General features: G+C 60.4%; 15 protein-coding genes and 5 pseudogenes. 13 read left to right on the top strand and 7 right to left on the bottom strand.

Annotated elements, in window-relative coordinates; genetic code table 11:
• Window positions 1–97 precede the first annotated feature (97 nt).
• The 3 genes and pseudogenes from NDI85_RS22395 to NDI85_RS18950 form a co-directional block, all read left to right on the top strand.
• A pseudogene (locus NDI85_RS22395) lies at window positions 98–781 on the top strand (NEW3 domain-containing protein); the annotation flags it as partial.
• Window positions 782–1,090: 309 nt separating this feature from the next.
• Window positions 1,091–5,335 (top strand): NEW3 domain-containing protein, encoded by a 4,245-nt coding sequence (locus tag NDI85_RS18955; RefSeq protein WP_310916646.1) that lies wholly within the window; start codon window positions 1,091–1,093, stop codon window positions 5,333–5,335.
• Window positions 5,332–5,922, top strand: a complete 591-nt coding sequence (locus tag NDI85_RS18950) for a hypothetical protein (protein WP_310916645.1) — start codon at window positions 5,332–5,334, stop codon at window positions 5,920–5,922. The genes NDI85_RS18955 and NDI85_RS18950 overlap by 4 nt, the downstream gene beginning before the upstream one ends.
• A gap of 8 nt (window positions 5,923–5,930) precedes the next feature.
• Here the strand turns inward: NDI85_RS18950 and NDI85_RS22390 are convergent.
• The 5 genes and pseudogenes from NDI85_RS22390 to NDI85_RS18930 all read right to left on the bottom strand — a co-directional run.
• Window positions 5,931–6,041 (bottom strand): annotated as a pseudogene (locus NDI85_RS22390) (IS5/IS1182 family transposase); the annotation flags it as partial.
• 188 nt (window positions 6,042–6,229) lie between these two features.
• Window positions 6,230–6,850, bottom strand: a complete 621-nt coding sequence (locus NDI85_RS18945) for a hypothetical protein (RefSeq protein ID WP_310916644.1) — start codon at window positions 6,848–6,850, stop codon at window positions 6,230–6,232.
• Window positions 6,851–7,159: 309 nt separating this feature from the next.
• Window positions 7,160–7,360: a hypothetical protein gene (locus NDI85_RS18940; protein ID WP_188996966.1), complete on the bottom strand. Its 201-nt coding sequence runs from the start codon at window positions 7,358–7,360 to the stop codon at window positions 7,160–7,162.
• A gap of 204 nt (window positions 7,361–7,564) precedes the next feature.
• Window positions 7,565–7,732, bottom strand: coding sequence for a hypothetical protein (locus tag NDI85_RS18935; protein WP_310916643.1), 168 nt, complete (start codon window positions 7,730–7,732; stop codon window positions 7,565–7,567).
• A gap of 91 nt (window positions 7,733–7,823) precedes the next feature.
• Window positions 7,824–8,030, bottom strand: a complete 207-nt coding sequence (locus NDI85_RS18930; RefSeq protein WP_188996964.1) for a cold-shock protein — start codon at window positions 8,028–8,030, stop codon at window positions 7,824–7,826.
• A 265-nt stretch (window positions 8,031–8,295) separates the two neighbouring features.
• Between NDI85_RS18930 and NDI85_RS18925 the strand changes: the two genes are divergently transcribed.
• From NDI85_RS18925 to NDI85_RS18900, 6 genes and pseudogenes are all read left to right on the top strand, one after another.
• Window positions 8,296–8,565: a hypothetical protein gene (locus NDI85_RS18925; protein WP_166973374.1), complete on the top strand. Its 270-nt coding sequence runs from the start codon at window positions 8,296–8,298 to the stop codon at window positions 8,563–8,565.
• Between the two features lie 128 nt (window positions 8,566–8,693).
• Window positions 8,694–8,891, top strand: a complete 198-nt coding sequence (locus tag NDI85_RS18920) for a hypothetical protein (RefSeq protein WP_188996962.1) — start codon at window positions 8,694–8,696, stop codon at window positions 8,889–8,891.
• Window positions 8,888–10,264 carry a glutamate-1-semialdehyde 2,1-aminomutase gene (locus NDI85_RS18915; protein WP_310916642.1) on the top strand — a complete coding sequence of 459 codons (1,377 nt, stop codon included), beginning with the start codon at window positions 8,888–8,890 and terminating at the stop codon, window positions 10,262–10,264. Before NDI85_RS18920 ends, NDI85_RS18915 begins: the two co-directional genes overlap by 4 nt.
• Window positions 10,261–11,571, top strand: a complete 1,311-nt coding sequence (gene glyA, locus NDI85_RS18910) for a serine hydroxymethyltransferase (RefSeq protein ID WP_310916641.1) — start codon at window positions 10,261–10,263, stop codon at window positions 11,569–11,571. Before NDI85_RS18915 ends, glyA begins: the two co-directional genes overlap by 4 nt.
• Window positions 11,564–12,274 (top strand): MOSC domain-containing protein, encoded by a 711-nt coding sequence (locus NDI85_RS18905; protein ID WP_310916640.1) that lies wholly within the window; start codon window positions 11,564–11,566, stop codon window positions 12,272–12,274. Before glyA ends, NDI85_RS18905 begins: the two co-directional genes overlap by 8 nt.
• A gap of 4 nt (window positions 12,275–12,278) precedes the next feature.
• A pseudogene (locus tag NDI85_RS18900) lies at window positions 12,279–12,819 on the top strand (hypothetical protein); the annotation flags it as partial.
• Here the strand turns inward: NDI85_RS18900 and NDI85_RS18895 are convergent.
• Window positions 12,748–13,467 (bottom strand): helix-turn-helix domain-containing protein, encoded by a 720-nt coding sequence (locus tag NDI85_RS18895; protein WP_310916638.1) that lies wholly within the window; start codon window positions 13,465–13,467, stop codon window positions 12,748–12,750. The pseudogene NDI85_RS18900 and the gene NDI85_RS18895 sit on opposite strands and share 72 nt — an antisense overlap.
• Window positions 13,468–13,641: 174 nt before the next feature.
• Here NDI85_RS18895 and NDI85_RS18890 point away from each other — a divergent pair, with 174 nt between their 5' ends.
• The 4 genes and pseudogenes from NDI85_RS18890 to NDI85_RS18870 all read left to right on the top strand — a co-directional run bounded on the left by NDI85_RS18890 (window position 13,642) and on the right by NDI85_RS18870 (window position 18,008).
• Window positions 13,642–14,922, top strand: a complete 1,281-nt coding sequence (locus tag NDI85_RS18890) for an MFS transporter (protein ID WP_310916637.1) — start codon at window positions 13,642–13,644, stop codon at window positions 14,920–14,922.
• A gap of 2 nt (window positions 14,923–14,924) precedes the next feature.
• Window positions 14,925–15,373 (top strand): annotated as a pseudogene (locus tag NDI85_RS18885) (serine hydroxymethyltransferase); the annotation flags it as partial.
• Window positions 15,361–16,408: pseudogene (locus NDI85_RS22385) on the top strand (transposase); the annotation flags it as partial. The pseudogenes NDI85_RS18885 and NDI85_RS22385, both read left to right, overlap by 13 nt.
• Window positions 16,409–16,742: 334 nt before the next feature.
• Window positions 16,743–18,008, top strand: coding sequence for a site-specific integrase (locus NDI85_RS18870; RefSeq protein ID WP_188996956.1), 1,266 nt, complete (start codon window positions 16,743–16,745; stop codon window positions 18,006–18,008).
• 234 nt (window positions 18,009–18,242) lie between these two features.
• On the opposite strand, the gene NDI85_RS18865 is transcribed toward NDI85_RS18870, so the two are convergent.
• Window positions 18,243–18,728 (bottom strand): histidine kinase, encoded by a 486-nt coding sequence (locus tag NDI85_RS18865; RefSeq protein ID WP_188996954.1) that lies wholly within the window; start codon window positions 18,726–18,728, stop codon window positions 18,243–18,245.
• Between the last annotated feature and the right edge of the window lie 84 nt (window positions 18,729–18,812).

Genomic DNA, 18,812 nt, shown 5'->3' with positions numbered 1-18,812 from the left:
CGATTGGTACGGCGTCATCATCTACTGCGTAGCAGATTCATCACGAGTATCAAAAGGTTATTTATCAGGTATCTTCTACGATGTATCAGTTCAGCAAATGGGTGGAGTGGGGAACTACGCAGTCGTCACGGTAGCACTGGTACTAGCACTCGCGCCGGTTGCGTCAGTCGCACAGCCGGCCGCCGCAAGCGGCGTCGGGGTTTCGGCGACGCTGAGCGACCTCCACGCCGACAGCGGGACCGTCTATCCGGGCGATACGGTCTCTGGAACCATGGTCGTCGAGAACACCGGGGATGAGCGGCACACGTTCTGGGTCGATTTCTCGGCAGAGAACCCCGACGGGGTCTGGTCGCTCGGTACGGGCCGGCACATCGAGTTGGCGCCCGGTGAGCGCCGTGTGATCGAACTCTCGTGGACAGTCCCCGAAAGCGCACAGCCAGGCGTCTATAACGCTGGGGCGGCGATCTACGAATCGGAGAGCAAGACCAACCGGCTCGGCGGTGACGAGGAACGGGACGCGTTCGAAGTCACGCACCCAACTACCGAATCGACGATCACCGGGTTCGCCGTCGACGGCGGAACATATCAGCCCGGAGACACCGTCACCGGAACGATTACCGTCGAGAACACCGGCGATACGACCCACTCGTTCTGGGTCGACTTCTCCGCGGAGCGGCCAGCGGGCGGCTGGTCGACCGGTGCGGGCCGATACCTTGATTTGTCGCCCGGCGAGTCCCGGACGGTCGAGTTGACCTGGACTGTCCCCGACGGGGCAGCAACAGGGTCGTACGACGGCGGGACAGCCGTGTACAAGTCAGCGAACAAGGACACGAAGTACGACGGAGCCTCTCGGTCGGACGCCTTCCGAGTCGACCAGCCGACGACAGCGGCGCAGATCACCGGGTTCGCCGTCGACAGCGGGACCTACCGGCCCGGAGACACCGTCACTGGGACCGTTACCGTCGAGAACACCGGCGATACGACCCACTCGTTCTGGGTCGACTTCTCCGCACAGCGGCCAGCGGGCGGCTGGTCGACGGGTGAAGGCGGATACGTCGACTTGTCCCCGGGCGAACGCAGAACGATCGCGTTGGACTGGACTGTCCCCGACGAGGCACCAACAGGGTCGTACGACGGCGGGACAGCCGTGTACAAGTCAGCGAACAAGGACACGAAGTACGACGGGGCCTCTCGGTCGGACGCCTTCCGAGTCGATCAGCCGACGACAGCGGCGCGGATCACGTCGTTCGCCGTCGACGGCGGGACCCACCAGCCCGGAGAAACCGTCACCGGAACGATTACGGTCGAGAACACCGGCGATACGACCCACTCGTTCTGGGTCGACTTCTCCGCACAGGGACCAGACAGTGGTTGGTCCACTGGCCAAAGAGGATACCTTGATTTGTCACCCGGCGAGTCCCGGACGGTCGCGTTGACCTGGACTGTCCCCGACGACGCAACAGCAGGGACGTACGACGGTGGGACAGCCGTATACAAGTCTGACGCGAAGGAGACGAAATACGACGGCGCCTCTCGGTCGGACGCCTTCCGAGTCGATCAGCCGACGACAGCGGCGCGGATCACGTCGTTCGCCGTCGACGATGGTACCTATCAGCCCGGAGAAACCGTCACCGGAACGATTACGGTCGAGAACACCGGCGATACGACCCACTCGTTCTGGGTCGACTTCTCCGCACAGGGACCAGACAGTGGTTGGTCCACGGGCGAAGGAACATACGTCGACTTGTCCCCGGGCGAACGCAGAACGATCGCGTTGGACTGGACTGCCCCCGACGGCGCCTCATCGGGAACGTACGACGCCGGAACGGCGATATACGAGTCAGCGAACAAGGACACGAAGTACGACGGCTCTCGGTCGGACGCCTTCCGAGTCGATCAGCCGACGACAGCGGCGCGGATCACCGGATTCGCCGTCGATAGCGGAACCCACCAGCCCGGAGAAACCGTCACCGGAACGATTACGATCGAGAACACGGGCGACACGACCCACTCGTTCTGGGTCGACCTCTCCGCACAGGAACCAGCGGACGGCTGGTCGACGGGTGAAGGCGGATACGTCGACCTCACGCCCGGCGAGTCCCGGACGGTCGAATTGACCTGGACTGTCCCCGACGGGGCCACAACAGGGACGTACGACGGCGGGACAGCCGTATACAAGTCAGCGAACAAGGACACGAAGTACGACGGGGCCTCTCGGTCGGACGCTTTCCGGGTCGACCGGCCAACGACAGCGGCGAGGATCACGTCGTTCGCCGTCGACGGCGGAACCCACCAGCCCGGAGAAACCGTCACCGGAACGATTACCGTCGAGAACACGGGCGACACGACCCACTCGTTCTGGGTCGACCTCTCCGCACAGGAACCAGCGGACGGCTGGACAACGGGTGAAGGCGGATACGTCGACCTCACGCCCGGCGAGTCCCGGACGGTCGAATTGACCTGGACTGTCCCCGACGGGGCCACAACAGGGACGTACGACGGCGGGACAGCCGTATACAAGTCAGCGAACAAGGACACGAAGTACGACAGGACCGCTCGGCCGGACGCCTTCCAGATCGAACGACGAACGTCGAGTGCGACGATCACGTCGTTCGCCGTCGACAGCGGGACCTACCAGCCCGGCGACACCGTCACTGGGGCCGCTACCATCGAGAACACCGGGGACAGGACCAACACATTCTGGGTGAACATCTCTGCCCGCGGTTCGAGTGGTGAGACCACAGCGGGTGACGGTCAGTCGGTGGCACTGAGCCCCGGCGAACGTCAGACAGTCGACCTCACCGTGACCGTCCCGGAAGAGGCCGACAACGGCAGCTACGACGGCGTCGCGACGGTCTGGGTGGAACCCGATCGGGGACCCTCACGGATGCGTCTCGATACAGCCGAGCGAACTGACGCGTTCGAGGTGACAGAGACAGCGACCGTCAGCGCACGCATCACTGGTGTCGACGTTGGGACTGGTGAATTCAAACCGGGCGAAACAGTCGAGGCAGTCGCAACCGTCGAGAACACCGGCAACTCCGAACGTACCTTTTTTGTTGGACACAGTGTCGTCGGTCCGAACGGCGACGAATATACGACCACTGGGCAGGTCGGTCAGTCCGTAACCTTGCGTCCGGGCGAGCAAATTGTAATCACACTGCCTTGGGCTATTCCCGAGACAGCCGCCAGCGGCGAATATACGACAGTCACGTCCGTCTGGCAAGAGCGCGACCCCGACAGTCTGCGTACACGAGTCGCGCACAAGCGAACGAGTGATGCGTTCAGTGTCGGCACACAGGCTGCTATCACGATTCAGGTGAGCGGCCCGAAGGACGAACCGATCGCAGGCGCGACAGTCTCCGTTGGTGAACACCAGAGCAAGGAAACCGGCGCTGACGGTACCGTACGGTTCGACGGTCTCTCAGATGGCACACATGCGGTGACTGTTTCTCGTGACGGATACGTCGACGAGCGGTTCAAAACATCGGTCACCGGGGACCAACAACAGTTACGAGAAGTCAGACTCGCTCGTCCCGAGGGCACGATACTCACCGTAGAAGGGGTTCCGGAGGCGTACCAACCCGGGGAGCGTTTCGAACCGTCCGTCACGATCCGGAACACGGGATCCAGCGAAGCCACATTTGCCCTGGAGATGGCAGAACCCAGTGGTATCGAGATCGACGGTAGCCAAACACAGAGGGTGACTCTGTCGCCGGGAGCAGAAACAACTGTCGAGTTCAGCGCGCAGTTATACGGGACAGATACAGATAGAGTCGTACGATTCGAACTTGCGACGACGGGCGGCCACGCCGTCGATGTCGACCGGCAGCCCGTCACGTTCACTGAGACGGTGCTGACTGTCACCGTTGTTGATAGCTCCGGGGCGTCAGTGGAAGACGCGTCGGTGTCTCTGCTGTCAAATTCGGAGACAGTCAAAACAAACACAGCGGGACAGGCCCGATTTACCGCGCTTACACCCGGACAACACGTCACAGAGGTTAGGCTCCCCGGAGTTGTTGGCAGCGAGACGACAAAGACCATCGACGTGCCTGCCGGTGAGCGCACCGAGACGACGGTCCACATTACTCGAACCGGTAGTATCTCTGGGACGGTAGTGAACGAGCAGGGCGAACCGCTCTCCGATGGAGTCGTTTCAATCAACGGCCAATCCGCGTTCGTTGGAGAGAACGGTCGATTCAGCTTTGACGATCATCAGTTCGCAGTTGGGAAGTCTTATACGGTTGATGTGACTCGTGACGGTGAATCGGTATACCGACAGGAACTCAGCGTCACCCCGGGCGAAAACGACGTCCAAATCACGGTCGACAGTGCCGACTCATCCGATAACTGGCAGCTCATCAGCAACGCGAATAAAGGGTCAATTCTCGGTGAAGTGGGTATCCAAATGGGTGTCTCAGGGGCACAAACACTAGAGTACCACATCGGATGGCTCGGATTCAGCATGGTTCCAGTCGCGGACGCGCCGGCCGACATACGCGACTGCCTCCTCGCCCCAAACGACGGGTTAGCTACAAACGGCCTTGATTGTGGTGGTGCTGCTGCAAGCACGATTGGATCGGCAGGAACCGTCATTGGCATCATGACGTCCCCTACGGGAGGTGGTGTTGCTGTCGCTGGAGGGAGCTTCTCACTCGATACCGCAGAGGATATTTCCGACGTCGCTAAGGTGTCTATCTCGGTAGTACAGAACGTCCCCAACAAGGTCGATGAGTGGGCTGAAATACTCATTTCGAAGGCCGGCAGTCGGGTTTCACGGGTTCTAGACAAAGTCAAAGACCCCGATACGGCCAATACGCTTCGGAAAGCGGTCGCCAAGACGAAATTCAAGAAAGCTGGATTCACTGCCGACGAGGCATCGCACCTAACTGATATCGTTCGTCAGTCGAACAACGTTGAAGCAGACGAAGTGATCGAGCTGACAAAGAAGATGGATGACCCCGTCATGGAACTGCGACGGGTTTCAAAAAACGAGGAAACTGGAACCGTGTACGCTCTTACAAAGGGCGAATATGACGAGACTGCCAACAAGGGATACGGAGTGGCGAAGATCCAATCAAAACATTTAGACAATTCTAATGCTGGCCCGGGCGTGACTAGGTTTGACAAGCAAGCAGATATGACGGAGTCGCAAATGAAGACCTACGTGACTAAAGCACTCCGAAAAGGAAAGCCAGACCCGGATGACCCACAAGCAATTGTGTGGGATGTGCCTAAGTCGGTAGCGGAAAAATACGGATTCAGCCGGATTCGGGTCATCGTCAGTAGTTCCAACAATCAGGTCACGACGGCCTATCCCAAGTTCGCCTCATGAGTAACGAACGCGCCTACCCCCTCGCCGAAACGCTGTCTATCGACGTCGCATTCGATAACGCAAATTCTGCAGCCACACAAACTGTACAACAAATCTACGGCGGTGTGAAAGTAGCTATAGATGGTCACGAGTTGACCCGATTCGAATCACAGGACGCGCTTGAGAGCGAATATAACCAGGATTTTGAATATAAGGGAGAGTATCCGCTTCCGATCTTGCGCAACTTTTCAGCGAAGGCCTTAGAGTTCGCACGTGGTGACGTAGATCCGACGAAATCAACCGAATCTCGAATCGAATTATATGACGGGATGGGGTATATCGTCCTGTCGTGGCTAAATACATCGCGAGTCCGAATCGGATTTCAGACCGTTCCGATAGGAGCGGCAGTAGAACCCACAGTCCCCATCCGCTCGGCAGTCGGATTCGCGGTCAAGACCGAAGACTTGGCACAAGCAGTTCTGGAGGCTAACGAGAACATACTGGACTATATCGATTCCTCCGCAATTCAAAAGGGAGAGACCGTACGCGATTTTGAACAGACGATTGCGGAACTACGAGAAGTTAGCTACACTGGGGACGTGCCGTAGAAGAGTTCTCACACCGTGATCACGGTACTTCCCGGATTGTCTCCGCGTTCGTAGTTGGTGATCGCGACGATGCGGCACAGACACGACGTGAGGATACGCAAACAACGCGAGCGTCTCCGTCGCCACGACAGTAAAAAACGACTCTACCGAAGGAGCATCTTGCAGGGTCGCTGGGCTCATACCACCTCAGCGCTCACCCTGCTCTTTGGTGGGCTAATCGTTCTACGATACCCTCACAGTGAGAGGACTACACACCGGTCCACAGCGAGAGCAGCAGTGCGAAAACCCGCGGTAGGGTGGGGAAACGTCAACCGGTATCAGAAATCATCTTCACCAGCAGTTTCTGTGTCCGCTCGGGGTAGAACTGATCTTGCCCGGACGTGATAACAAGCAGTACCAAGTTTGAGGTATGATAATAAATCAGCGTGTTCTTCGTCCCCCGGTCATTCGTGTGTGTAACCTGTATCCCAGTTACGCCTGATGCGAGTTCAACCGTCTCGATCTCGCCGGAGTTTGATTCGAACGTATCGCGGATATCGCGTAATTGGGACGCCGCGTGGCTGGCCTGTTGGTACACGGTCGCCTCAGAATAGATCAGTCGTGGACTCGTCGAATCGTCGGCCCGCCGGAAGCTCCGAGAGTGCTGGCGCACGATGTCGCGGGATGCGTACCGTTCCCGCGTGTCACCACGTAGCTTGCTGGTCTGAACGTTCGTTTCGCCACTGTATTCGTACCCGTCAGGCACGTCTGAGAGACGTAAGACGATACTGTCGGTATCAGTTCCAGGACCGAAAGCCGGTTCCTCGTCGTCCGTCCTTGTTGCTGTATTCGTCCTTGTCGCTGTGTTCGTTCCTGTTTCTGTGTTGGCGGCCGAGGGCGTTGTCCTATCTGCGGGCGTGTCCTCGGTAGTGTCCTCAAGGATACTCAATCGACCACAGCCAGACAAAAATATAGACCCTGCGGTCACAACGGTGAATCGACGGCGATTCATTGATAAGGGTGTGTCGTCGCGTATAGTTAAAGGATAGGAAATTGGCATTAGAACTGTCGGGTGTTTATCTCGCCCATGTACACGAATCGACGATTTCAGCGGGCGTGGCTGTACTCTCTTTTCGGGTCCTCGGCTCTGGCATTCCGGGCTTTCTCGGTTCGTTTCGGGATCGGGTCAGTCTAGCTACACGACAGCGCTCAGTCAACTGTGGGGGCAAACCTCGGAGCGATGATGTCCATAGCGGTGTCACTCCTCCCATTCGCTGGGCCCGATGCCAAGTTGCAGTACGATGGGTCGGTACGCAAAGACGACGGCGGCGATGATCACTAATTCGACCCAGAACCCGATATCACCCACGACGGCGCGAACGGTCGCGAGGACGAGAAAGACGAGCAGAAACATCGCAATGTAGTGTGGTACGAGCGCTTTCAGCCGGTCTGTGTCCATGTTTCACATACGGGGCCCACCTCTCAAAGCCTTTCCCTGGCGCTGCTGTCCCATCTCAGGCGGCCCGGACAGCGAGCGAGGCGACGAACGCATCACCGGCGCGCAACGAGCCGCAGCCGTCGAAAGACGAGCGCTGCTTATCCCCGCCGCCAGTCGATGGCCGTCCGCGAGCAACTGGGGCGAGCGAACTACTGACGCCGCCGTTCAGGATTCTCCGTGGGCGGCCGATTCGGGGACTCGTCCTTCGAGGCCTCCGGCGACAGCAGTCGGCCTGACGGCTGTGTTCGTGGTACGGCCGCTCGGCCTCTGGCCGTCGACGAGCGCCTCGAATGCGACGGGATTCTTCCGGATCGATTTCGTGTACTGGACCATCCGGCCGTCGTACTCCTCCGAGGCGTCTCTCGATACCCAAAGTCACCGAGTACCGCGTCGTTGTCGTCGCGCAGCGAATGAAAAGTCGTCGCTATTGACGGACGAGATTCGTCGCGCGAGGTCCCTTTTCGGATGATTCGATGTCGAATTCGACTTCCTGACCTTCTTCGAGGTCTGGGCCGCCGACGTCTTCCATGTGGAAGAACACGTCTTCGTCGTCGTCTACGCTGTCGTCATCAGTCGAAATGAACCCGTATCCGCCCGTGTCGTTGAAGAAGTCAACTTTGCCGGTTGCCATTACAACTACACGTGATTCCGGCTAGGGTATACCACTTCCGTGAATCGTGGTACCACGACTCTTGGTACGGTACGATGCAACTGTGGTCTCTATCTGCCCAGACGCGCATCCGCTCAGCGTGCGGTTCTGTCGGGAGAGACTTCGCGAGAGGGCAGCAGCCAGCACCAACGACGGGTGGGCCGCTCTCGGTCGCAGCCACAGTGAATCCGTCAGGATCCGGGGACAAGTATTTATCATGTGGTCACATGGGACACGATGCATCGCCATGAAATCGTGCCACAGCTGTCAGACGGTCATCGACGAGTACATCTTACAGAAACAACTCGAACCCCTGCGCGACCTCACAGTTGACGAGTTCAACGTCTGTGCGGACTGCACGACGATCGTTGCGGATGCATGCGTGGAGTGCAGCGGTGCGGTGTACGTCCCTCGAAGCGAATCTGTTACCCCCGACTATTGCCCCGCGTGTCGTTCCGACCTCATCGACCGCACTGGTCACGACCCCGGTTGGAACTGCGACCGCACCTCTACCTGAGCGGCACCCCACCGCTCAACGAGCGTTTTGGCTGGTACTGCCATTCAATAGGGAAGCTACTGAGCGGGTGGTACAGACCCGCCGTCGAGCGACGAACTGGCTACCCGACGTACGAGCGGTCGGCCCGTATGCAGAGACGATCGACTGTCGACGAGATCATCGAAAACAGCGGCGACCTCCCCGACGGGCCGCACGTCCAGGACGCCGAGACGATGCGGGCGGCAGTCGAAAAGACCGGACCGCTGGAGCGACGCCTCCGAACGCTGTTCGACAATCTCGACCGCCAAGTCACGGAGTCCGACGCCCCAACGGGGGACAAACCGTGACTGATCCCGGGAACGAGCGGTTTCAACGTTCGGCCTCGGCGTCGGCTCGATTGTATAGCCGGGCGCTCGAACCGTTGGTCGGCGGGGTGAACTCCCCGGTCCGGGCCGACCCGCAGCCGCATCCGGCGTTCGTCGACCACGGGGAGGGCGCTCACCTCGTTGATGTCGACGGCAACCGATATCTCGACTACGTAATGGGGTATGGGCCGCTGTTACTCGGCCACGAGCTACCGGAGGCGGTTCAGTCGGCTATCGCAGCGGCTGTCTCGGACGGTCCGATGTACGGTGCCCCGACTGAGCTGGAGGTCGAACTCGCAGAGTTCGTGATCACCCACGTCGACAGCGTCGAGACGCTCCGATTCGTCAACTCCGGAACCGAGGCCACCGCCGCCGCGGTCCGACTCGCCCGAGGGTACACGGACCGAGACAAGGTTGTCGTGATGCAGGGCGGCTACCACGGCGGTCACGAGTCGTTCTGCGTTGAGGGCGACATCGACGAGCGCACGCCGAGCAGCGCAGGTGTGCCCCAATCGTTCGTCGAGGCGACGATTCCGGTCCCGTTCAACGACGAACTGGCCGTCGACGAGGTGTTCGAGCGCCACGGCGAGGAGATCGCAGCCGTCCTGACCGAGCCGCTGCTCGGGAACCGCGGGATCGTCACGCCGGTTCAGGGCTACCACGATACCCTTCGCGAGTTGTGCGACGACCACGGAGCCCTGCTGATCTTCGACGAGGTGATCACCGGCTTTCGCGTCGGCGGGCTGGGGTGTGCCCAGGGGAAGTACGGCATCACGCCGGACCTGACGACGTTCGCGAAGGTTATCGGTGGGGGCTTCCCAGTTGGGGCGATTGGCGGCCGCGCCGAGGTGATGCAACGGTTCACGCCGACCGGCGAGGTCTTCGAGTCGGGCACGTTCAACGGCCACCCGGTGACGATGGCCGCCGGGCTAGAGACCTTGCGGTACGCGAAGGCCAACGACGTCTGGGGCCACGTAAACACTCTCGGTGAGCAACTCCGGGACGGACTGCAGGACCTCGTCAAGGACCACGCGCCCGAGTATACGGTCGCGGGGACGGACTCGATGTTCAAGCTGCTGTTCACCCGCGAGCGCCCGGACGAGTTGAGCGGCCACTGCACGGGCGGCTGTGAACAGCGGTCCGACTGTCCTCGGTTCGAGACGTGCCCGAAGACTGGCGCCGATGTCGCCACAGGAGCGACCGACCGCTGGAAGCGGATCTTCTGGCCTGCGATGGGCGACCACGGTGTGTTGCTCACGCCGAACCAGTTCGAGAGCCAGTTTCTCAGTGACGCTCACACAGAGACCGATATCGAGCGGACACTCGACGCCTATCAAGAGGTTCTTAGCATATGACACAGCAACAGCCAACGAGTGACGCCACGTACCGCTATTCGACCGTCGCCACGCAGGACCCCGCTGCAGCAGAGGCCCTGGCTGGTGAGCGGCGTCGTCAGCGTGAGACGCTCACGCTGATCGCCTCGGAGAACCACGTCTCCGAGGCAGTCCTCGAAGCCCAGAGCAGCGAACTGACCAACAAGTACGCCGAGGGCTACCCTGGAGAGCGGTACTACGCCGGCTGCGAGCACGCCGACACGCTGGAGCAACTAGCGATCGACCGGGCCCACGAACTCTGGGGTGCCGACCACGTCACTGTCCAGCCGCACTCGGGTACGCAGGCGAACCAGGCAGTGTACCTGGCGACGTTAGAGCCGGGCGACCGAATTCTCTCGCTCGAACTCAGTCACGGCGGGCACCTCAGCCACGGCCACCCGGCGAACTTCACTGGGCAGCGCTACGAGGTCGAGCAGTACCACGTCGACGCGGAGACTGGCTACATTGACTACGCGGAACTGGACGAGAAGGCCGCCCGTTTCGACCCGGATATGGTCGTCTCCGGTTCGTCGGCGTACCCACGGCACATCGACTATGAACGGATCCAAGCCGCCGCCGACGCAACAGACGCGCTACACCTCGCCGACGTCGCACACACGACCGGGTTGATCGCTGCCGGCGAACATCCTTCGCCAGTAGGAGTTGCTGACTTCGTCACGGGGTCGACCCAGAAGACGATTCGGGCCGGTCGGGGTGGGATCATCATGTGCCGCGAGGAGTGGGCTGACGACATTGACACGGCGGTGTTTCCGGGTGCCCAGGGCGGGCCGTTGATGCACAACATCGCGGGGAAGGCCGTCGGCTTCGGTGAGGCGCTGGAGCCCGCGTTCGAAGCGTATGCTGCCGATGTCGTCCGAAACGCCGAGGTGCTGGCCGACCGGTTCCGGGAACACGGCCTCTCGCTGGTCTCCGGCGGGACGGACAAGCACCTCGTCTTGGTCGACCTCCGCGAGTCCCATCCCGACGTGACCGGCGCGGATGCGCAGGACGCCCTCGAGCAGGCAGGGATTATCCTGAACAAGAACACCGTGCCGGGCGAGACGCGATCGCCGTTCGTCGCCAGCGGTATTCGCGTTGGGACCCCTGCGCTCACGACCCGTGGTTTTGGATCGGAGGCCATCGAAACCGTTGCCGACGCCATCGTTCGGGTGCTTGACTCACCCGAGGCTGATGCCACGTTCGAGACAGTCGCCGGGGAAGTTCGGACACTTTGTGAGCAGTTTCCGGTGTACGATGATTCGGACGACCTCAACGGTGACGATGACTGAAGCGGAGATCCGCTCGATCCAAGTCGGAACGCCGGAGACCTACGGAACACACGACGCCGAGGACCCGATGGACGGGCCGTGGGAGACTGCGTTCTACAAGCAGCCGGTTGAGGGCGAAGTGTTTCTCGGCGAGACGAACCTCCACGGCGACCAGCAAGCCGATCTGCGACACCACGGTGGTCCGGAGAAGGCCGTCTGCGTCTATCCAGTCGAACACTACTCCTACTGGGACGAGGAGTTGGGGCTAGAACTTGGTCCAGCGGCGTTTGGCGAGAACTTCACCATCGAGGGCCTCACCGAGCGTGAGGCGTGTATTGGTGATCTCTTCGAGGTGGGTGACGCGGCTGTCCAGGTAACCCAGCCCCGGTCACCTTGTTGGAAGCTGGCCCGGCGATGGCGTGTTCCAGACCTCGCAATTCAATTCGAGCAAACAGGGTACACAGGCTGGTATTTGAGAGTGATTGAGACTGGGCGTGTGGCGCCCGGACAGCAGATGAAGCTCGTAGAGCGACCACGCCCAGACTGGTCAGTTTCTCGGGCGACAAAGGTTCGATACCGAATGCCTGAGGACCGGAAGCTGGCAAGGGAATTGGCCAATATCGAACCACTTGGGGAAAGCTGGACAGCGACGCTCGCGGACCGAGCAGAAACAGGTACTCAGCCTGAGTCTACCCCACGGGTGTACGGACCGAATCTTCCCTAAGCGTGTCTACCAGTCGCTCTCGAATCTCGGGGTGAACTCCCTCGTTCCCCACACGGATCAACAGCACTGAGCGCGAGGTCATCGAGACGATGGATGCCGGACAAGGAGTGGCGGTTGAATCGGCGTCCGTTCACGTCGAATCGGGAGGTCATTCGATGCAGTTCCTGTCTGTCCTGTCGACGAGTGGTGAGGCGACGACCGTCTTCGCCACGAATCTCCGAGTCGGCCCGAAGGAAGCCAAGTCGTTCTGCCGGCGCTACAACCGGCACTGGCAGATCGAAAACGAGTACAAGTCGATCAAGAACGACTTCCTCGCGAAGACCTCCTCGAAGGATTACCGTGTACGGTTGCTCTACTTCGTGTTCGCCGTGCTGCTGTACAACATCTGGTGGCTCACCGACTTTCTGTTGAAAGCCGAGGTCGAGAGAGAAATGGACCACGCACCTGTGTTGACTGCTGGTGGGACTCTCCGTTCAGATGAGCTCCTTTGCAAAGCGGGTTGCAAGCCATGCTTCGGCGCGAGCAAGGCGGTACTGCACCGTTGATTGGGGGAGTCCCAATTCGTCAGCCAACTCTTGGGTCGTGATCTCTCTGGGCGTCTCGTAGTACCCTCGGGCAACCGCCTCCTTGATCAGCTCCCGCTGTTCGTACGGCACGTCGGCGAGCGAGACTACGTCGTCCCCCCAGTGAGTTGGATCGGACAGGTGGTCCAGCGTCAAACGCAGACCGTCTCGCAGTTCGGTCTGAATCCCATCGTAAAGTTCGCCCACATCAGCGTCGTCTGGCATCAGAATCCGCCACGTATACTGGTCGCCCTGCCGCTTCGTGTCGTAAAGCAGCCCCTCGCCGATGTGCGTTGCTGCGAGATGGGGAATCGAGTGACAGTCGTCGGCTTCGGTCCCGTAGGCGTAGACTGTCCGCGAGGTGGTCCCCCGCGAAAGAACCTCGTACTCCCAACTGGTCTGACAGTGTTCAGCGTCGAGACACTCGTTACAGTGGGCCGGATCCAGAAACACCCCATCCAGTGCCTGGAGCGCGTCTTCCGGGCCCGTAATCCGGTCAAGATGCCAGATGCTATCCGAGGTGACTGTACAGGTCAGCGACTTCGACATCACGTCGGGATTGTCAATGAAGATGTCGGCGATTGGATCTGCACCGCGGTCGTAGGTGACCGTGAACACAAACTCGCGCACACGCTTAGTTGGTACTAACCAATTTATTTAGATTGCGAATCCTAGGCGGTCAGTCTATGGGGAGACACGCTCTATAAGCGAATACCCGTCTGAGTGATATCGACAGATTTTGCGATTCTTGGTTACTACCAAATCAAATTCTAATGCCACTCTCATCCTCGCGTCGGATGTACGATGCAATCCGGAGCAATCAGACGTGACGACTCGACGTTCCTCGGCCCCTACGTGGTCGGCGTGACCTTCCTCGCGCTGATGGGCGCGTTTGGGCTGAATCTGAGTGCGGGACAGTTCTTCGAACCACTGACCGGTGCCTATGGCTGGGAGCTGTCGCTGTTGAGCCTGGCCGTCTCCGTGAACATGATCACCTGGGGAATCTTCCAGCCGGTGATGGGCCGGCTGATCGATTGGATCGGCCCCAAGCTGGTCATCGCCGGCAGCGCGGCGCTGATGGGCGTCGCCTTCCTCCTGTCGGCCACGATCACTACCGTCTGGGAGTTCTTCCTGTACTACGGTGTGCTCACGGCGGTCGGCTTTGCGGGCTGTAGCTCGATGGCACACTCGGTGCTCGTCTCGAAGTGGTACGTCCGCGATCGCTCGGAGATGCTCGGCAAGAGTTCGATGGGCATCAACATCGGGCAACTAGTAATCCTTCCACTGGCAGGCTACTTGATTGCTATCGCCGGCTTCCAAGAAGCCTTCATCGGGCTCGGCCTGTTCATGCTCGTGCTAGTCGTGCCGGCGGTCCTGCTCGTCGTCGAGGACGACCCCACCGATATCGGGCAGAATCCTGACGGCGTCGAAGACGGTACCACTGACGACCGATCGGTCCAAGCTGTTGCGTCCGCGAGCGTCCCGTTCAAGAGAGCGCTCCGTGATCGAAACTTCTGGCTGGCTAGCCTGAGCTTCTGCTCGTGTGGCTTTACGCTGTACCTCGTAACGATCCACCTCCCCAACTACGCGACCGACCTCGGCGGCGGCGTCGCACTGGGCGGACAGCTGCTCGGCATCGCCGCCGGTGCGAGTGCCGTCTCGATGTGGGTGACCGGCCAGTTCACCGAGCAGGTGGGCAAGCGCCGAATGCTCGCTGGCCTCCACGTGCTTCGGGGCATCTCGCTCGCGTGGCTCGCGCTGTCGACGAGTCTCTGGCAGCTGTACGTGTTCGCGGTCGTGTACGGTGTCGCCTCGTTTCCGGTCATCCCGACGGTGACTGGCATCATCGGGGATCATTTCGGGACGAACGCGATGGGTGGCATCCTCGGGACGTCGTGGCTCCTTCACCAGATCTTCGCCGCAACGGGCGTGTTCCTCGGTGGGCTCATCCGTGATACCACCGGAAGTTACGAACTTGCGTTCTGGAGTGGGGCCGCACTCCTGCTCGGCGGCGCATTCCTGTCAGTGCTCATCGAGAGCCAACCACGCGTCTCCCAAAAGACGGCCAGCGCGGCCGATGATTGACCATGACGCGTTTTGACCAGCTCTGCGACTCAGATCCCGACCTTGCCGCCGCTCTCGGAGAGGAAGTAACCCGCCAGCAGGACACGCTTACCCTCATCGCCAGCGAAAACCATGCGACACCGGCTGTGTTGACTGCTCATGGGAGCGTGCTCACAAACAAGTACGCCGAAAGCTACCCTGGCGAGCGGTACTACGCGGGCTGTGAGCACGTCGACGAGGTTGAACGGCTCGCCATCGAGCGTGCGAAATCGCTCTGGGGCGCCGAACACGTCAACGTCCAGCCCCACTCGGGACGCAGGCGAACATGGGCGTCTACTTCGCGATGCCCGATCCGGGGGACAAGATTCTCTCGTTGCAACTCTCCGACGGGGGACACCTGACCCACGGTCACACCGCGAACTTCAGCGGCCAGCTTTACGAGGTGGAGCAGTACCACGTCGAGCCCAGAACGCATCCTACGAGGATGAACAATTCTTCGAGGTACAGACGTTCATGGGGATGGTCGGCTGTGGCACCGCCCAGGGTGCCGCTCGGTTTCAGTATCGTCGTGGCGAGGAGTATGGCCCGCACGGCGACACGCACCTGCGAGCGGTCAAGCAATTCGAGCCGGAAGCATTGATTGAGGGTTTCGATGAGGCCAGCGACCGGCTGCTCTCAGCTATTGCGGAGGAGGCGTCGTTTCGACGGCCGGTGACTGCGGCTATCGACATCACGACGGTCCCGTACTACGGCGACGTCGAAGGAATGTCGATGGTCAGTGGGCTGCAGGGCGAGGAAGAGCGGGCATTCAAATTTGCGACACTCTCGATCGTCGGCGAGAACATCGCGCTCGTGCTCGCTGTGAAGCCGATTCGGGAGAGCTCAGCCTGGGATAGGAATCCACCGAATCAGGTCCATCGTGTAGTACGGCGACTCGTCCAGCGAGCGAAAGAACACGTCCCTGTAGAGACCGTGCTGTGTGACCGCGAATTCGATTCTAAGCGTGTCTACCAGACGCTCTCGAATCTCGGAGTGAACTCCCTCGTTCCCCACACGGATCAACAGCACTGAGCGCGAGGTCATCGAGACGATGGATGCCGGACAAACTGTCACGGTAGAATCGGCGTCCGTTCACGTCGAATCGGGAGGTCATTCGATGCAGTTCCTGTACGTGCCGTCGACGAGCGGCGAGGGGACGACCGTCTTCGCGACGAACCTCCGAGTCGGCCCAGAGGCAGCAGAGTCTTTCTGTCGGCGCTATAGTTGCCGCTGGCAGATCGAAAACGAATACAAGTCGATCAAGGGTGATTTCCTCGCGAAGACATCCTCAAAGGACTACCGCGTGCGGCTGTTCTACTTCGTGTTCGCGGTCTTGCTCTACAATATCTGGCGGCTCACGGATTTCCTGCTGAAAGCGGGCATCGACGGTGAGATGGACTACGCACCCGTCCTGACTGCGGGCGAATGTGTCGAGCTTGTCGCCTCGGCGTTGATCCCACCTGACTAACCGGCTGAACCTCGCTGAGTCCGCTGTTCGGGAGTGACAACACTATTGAACAGCCCCAGAACCTGCGCAATTTCTCACCCTTGCCCGACAGGTACACCCGTGAGGGTTCGAATTCGATGCTTGATCGGAGAGAAGCACCACGAGTCGACGGAGATTCGACCCAAAGCTGACTTATCCTCCGAACTTGTGGAACGGCAGATGCAGGGATTCTATATAGCGTGATGTGGTTTATCGAGGCATATGCGTGATGGGCATTATTGACCGTTGAGCATACAGACTCACCTACGTCGGCATGGTCAACAGAACTATTTGTCTGCATACCATTTGACTGAGCATGCCCAAATCCGGCGGTACAGATTCAATTTCGGACGAGGACTCGCCCTCCTGGACACTGCTCGGCGTCGACGGCCTCGAAGACGCCTACTGGGACGTGATCGCACCGGCGATGCAGGCCGACGGCATGGACCCAGAAACCGAGCGCCCCTCGCACGAGTGGCTGTCGAACAACGGGTATCGTGCCCTCATCTACGCGCTCCGCGAGTACCACGACCGTACGTTTGGCGAGTTCTGGGCTGACGACCTCGGCTTAGAAGAGGGTGGGTACGACTGGGATATCGGCCACGAGCCGACCGTTGATGCGCTTGAACGGTACTTGGACCGAAAGCAATCTCGACTGTCCTGGTCGGAGAGGTCCGTCCAAACTCACCGGTATCGGCTCGCTCGCTACGTGCGTGCGTACGAAGGAGTAAACGGAAGTGCCGATATTCTCTCGCCCGTCGATGCGAACTCCGACGTTGACGAATCGGTTGCTGTGGAAGAATGCTGGGATACGTTCGACGCCCTCGATAAGCGAATCTCGCGGACTTCCCTTGAGCGGATTTACAAGACCGTTTCAAAGTTCTACGAGATGTATGTCGACCGGCACGAGTTCGCTCTCAACCCTACTGATGGGCTGCATTACGACTGGTCAGACTCTCGCGACGGAGGCTCTACCCGTGACAACCCCCCGCTGGACGCTGACCACGTCCGGGCGCTGGCCGACGCCGCCAAGGACACGCGCGAGCGCCTGCTCGTCGTCGCACTCTGTGCGTGGGGGCTCCGATCCAGCGAGGTTGCGGCACTCCACACTTCGCAACTCGTCCTCGACGACGACCACCCACGCATCGAGTTCACCGAACGGAAGAACGGCCCTGGGTCGGTCGCCCTCATCTACGGCGCTGACGTCGCTCGTGACCGCATCGCCGAGTTCGCCGACGGGGACTGGAACGGCTACCTGTTCCCGTCGTCCCGGTCGGCGAGCGGCCACCGGACGCGCGGGACGATACTGGACTGGTTCCACGACCTCGCCAAGCGGGCCGACCTCCCCGAGACGATCGGCGGCAGTCGACCGGTCCCCCAGATGGGTCGACGGTTCTGGTACGACCGCTACTCCGATACGGTCGAACAGCTCGTTGAGCATCAGATACAGGAGATCGCCGAAGAGCAAGGGTCGGCATCGGCCGACGTCGTCTGGGGCAACTATCTCTCCGAGGAACGGCGACGCGAGCTACGCCGGGAGTTCATGCGTGAGAAGCTATCGGCGGCGTTTGGCGGCGAGTGACAGAGTTCGACTACGAAAAGGACAATGGGGCCTCTGGCGGTTGAGTCTCTCAAATCATACCCGGACCACGCGTATAGGACCGAATTTCAGTTCACAGGCTCGCCTGACCGCGGCCGATACCGAGCAGATATTGAAGGAACCCGAGACGGTTCCGCTGTTCGAACATCTTGAATACGAGTGCTTCTTGGATTACGTCGTGTTCGCCCCCACTTCGGAGTGGCGGGACACGAGGACTCAGCGCAGGTAGTGGTAGCTCGCGCCGAGGACCAGCCCGAACACGAGGTGCGTGAGCAGACCCATCAGTGCGAGATTCGGAAGCGGCGGCGGACTGGGAAAGCCGACGGCTGACAGCCACAGTGGCATGGCAACGCCGGCGGCGACGACCCAGAGGAGCACGCCGTACGCGAGACCGAGTCCGACGACGCCGCCCGGCGACTCCGCAACGGCTGCCAGTCGGGGTTGTGTCAACGCCGCGACGAAGACGACGCCGAACACAGCGCTGATCGACATGTGGACGACCCAGCCAGCGACCCCACCGGACAGGCCGACGAGCGCTGGAATCGCGTTCTCGATAACGGGCGGCATCAGCAGCGAAAACAGCACACCCATCACCAGTCCGCCGATCAATCCCGCTTCTACACCGTGTTGCCACGACGGAGTGTCCCGTACAGCTCCGGTCCGTTCGAAGCCTTGCGTTTCCTGTTGTGCTTCTTGTGCCATTCCAAACTAGAGGCGTTCGACTGGCATAAGGCGTGCAGACCGTTCAGGAAACCCGTCTCGGCATGGCTCGCGTTACCGGTTCGA

Source organism: Haloarcula sp. S1AR25-4 (assembly GCF_031624555.1).
Classification (GTDB): domain Archaea; phylum Halobacteriota; class Halobacteria; order Halobacteriales; family Haloarculaceae; genus Haloarcula; species Haloarcula pellucida.
The sequence above is the reverse complement of the archived record's forward strand: the minus strand, read 5'-3'. Positions and strand labels throughout refer to the sequence as shown.

What these genes read in the sequence shown, in the direction of transcription:
- NDI85_RS18890 (WP_310916637.1), top strand. Translation starts at nt 13,642, where the DNA reads ATGCAATCCGGAGCAATCAGACGTGACGACTCGACGTTCCTCGGCCCC.
- NDI85_RS18930 (WP_188996964.1), bottom strand. Translation starts at nt 8,030, where the DNA reads ATGGCAACCGGCAAAGTTGACTTCTTCAACGACACGGGCGGATACGGG.
- NDI85_RS18920 (WP_188996962.1), top strand. Translation starts at nt 8,694, where the DNA reads ATGCAGAGACGATCGACTGTCGACGAGATCATCGAAAACAGCGGCGAC.
- NDI85_RS18935 (WP_310916643.1), bottom strand. Translation starts at nt 7,732, where the DNA reads ATGGTCCAGTACACGAAATCGATCCGGAAGAATCCCGTCGCATTCGAG.
- NDI85_RS18905 (WP_310916640.1), top strand. Translation starts at nt 11,564, where the DNA reads ATGACTGAAGCGGAGATCCGCTCGATCCAAGTCGGAACGCCGGAGACC.
- NDI85_RS18950 (WP_310916645.1), top strand. Translation starts at nt 5,332, where the DNA reads ATGAGTAACGAACGCGCCTACCCCCTCGCCGAAACGCTGTCTATCGAC.
- glyA (WP_310916641.1), top strand. Translation starts at nt 10,261, where the DNA reads ATGACACAGCAACAGCCAACGAGTGACGCCACGTACCGCTATTCGACC.
- NDI85_RS18940 (WP_188996966.1), bottom strand. Translation starts at nt 7,360, where the DNA reads ATGGACACAGACCGGCTGAAAGCGCTCGTACCACACTACATTGCGATG.
- NDI85_RS18925 (WP_166973374.1), top strand. Translation starts at nt 8,296, where the DNA reads ATGAAATCGTGCCACAGCTGTCAGACGGTCATCGACGAGTACATCTTA.
- NDI85_RS18870 (WP_188996956.1), top strand. Translation starts at nt 16,743, where the DNA reads ATGCCCAAATCCGGCGGTACAGATTCAATTTCGGACGAGGACTCGCCC.
- NDI85_RS18865 (WP_188996954.1), bottom strand. Translation starts at nt 18,728, where the DNA reads ATGGCACAAGAAGCACAACAGGAAACGCAAGGCTTCGAACGGACCGGA.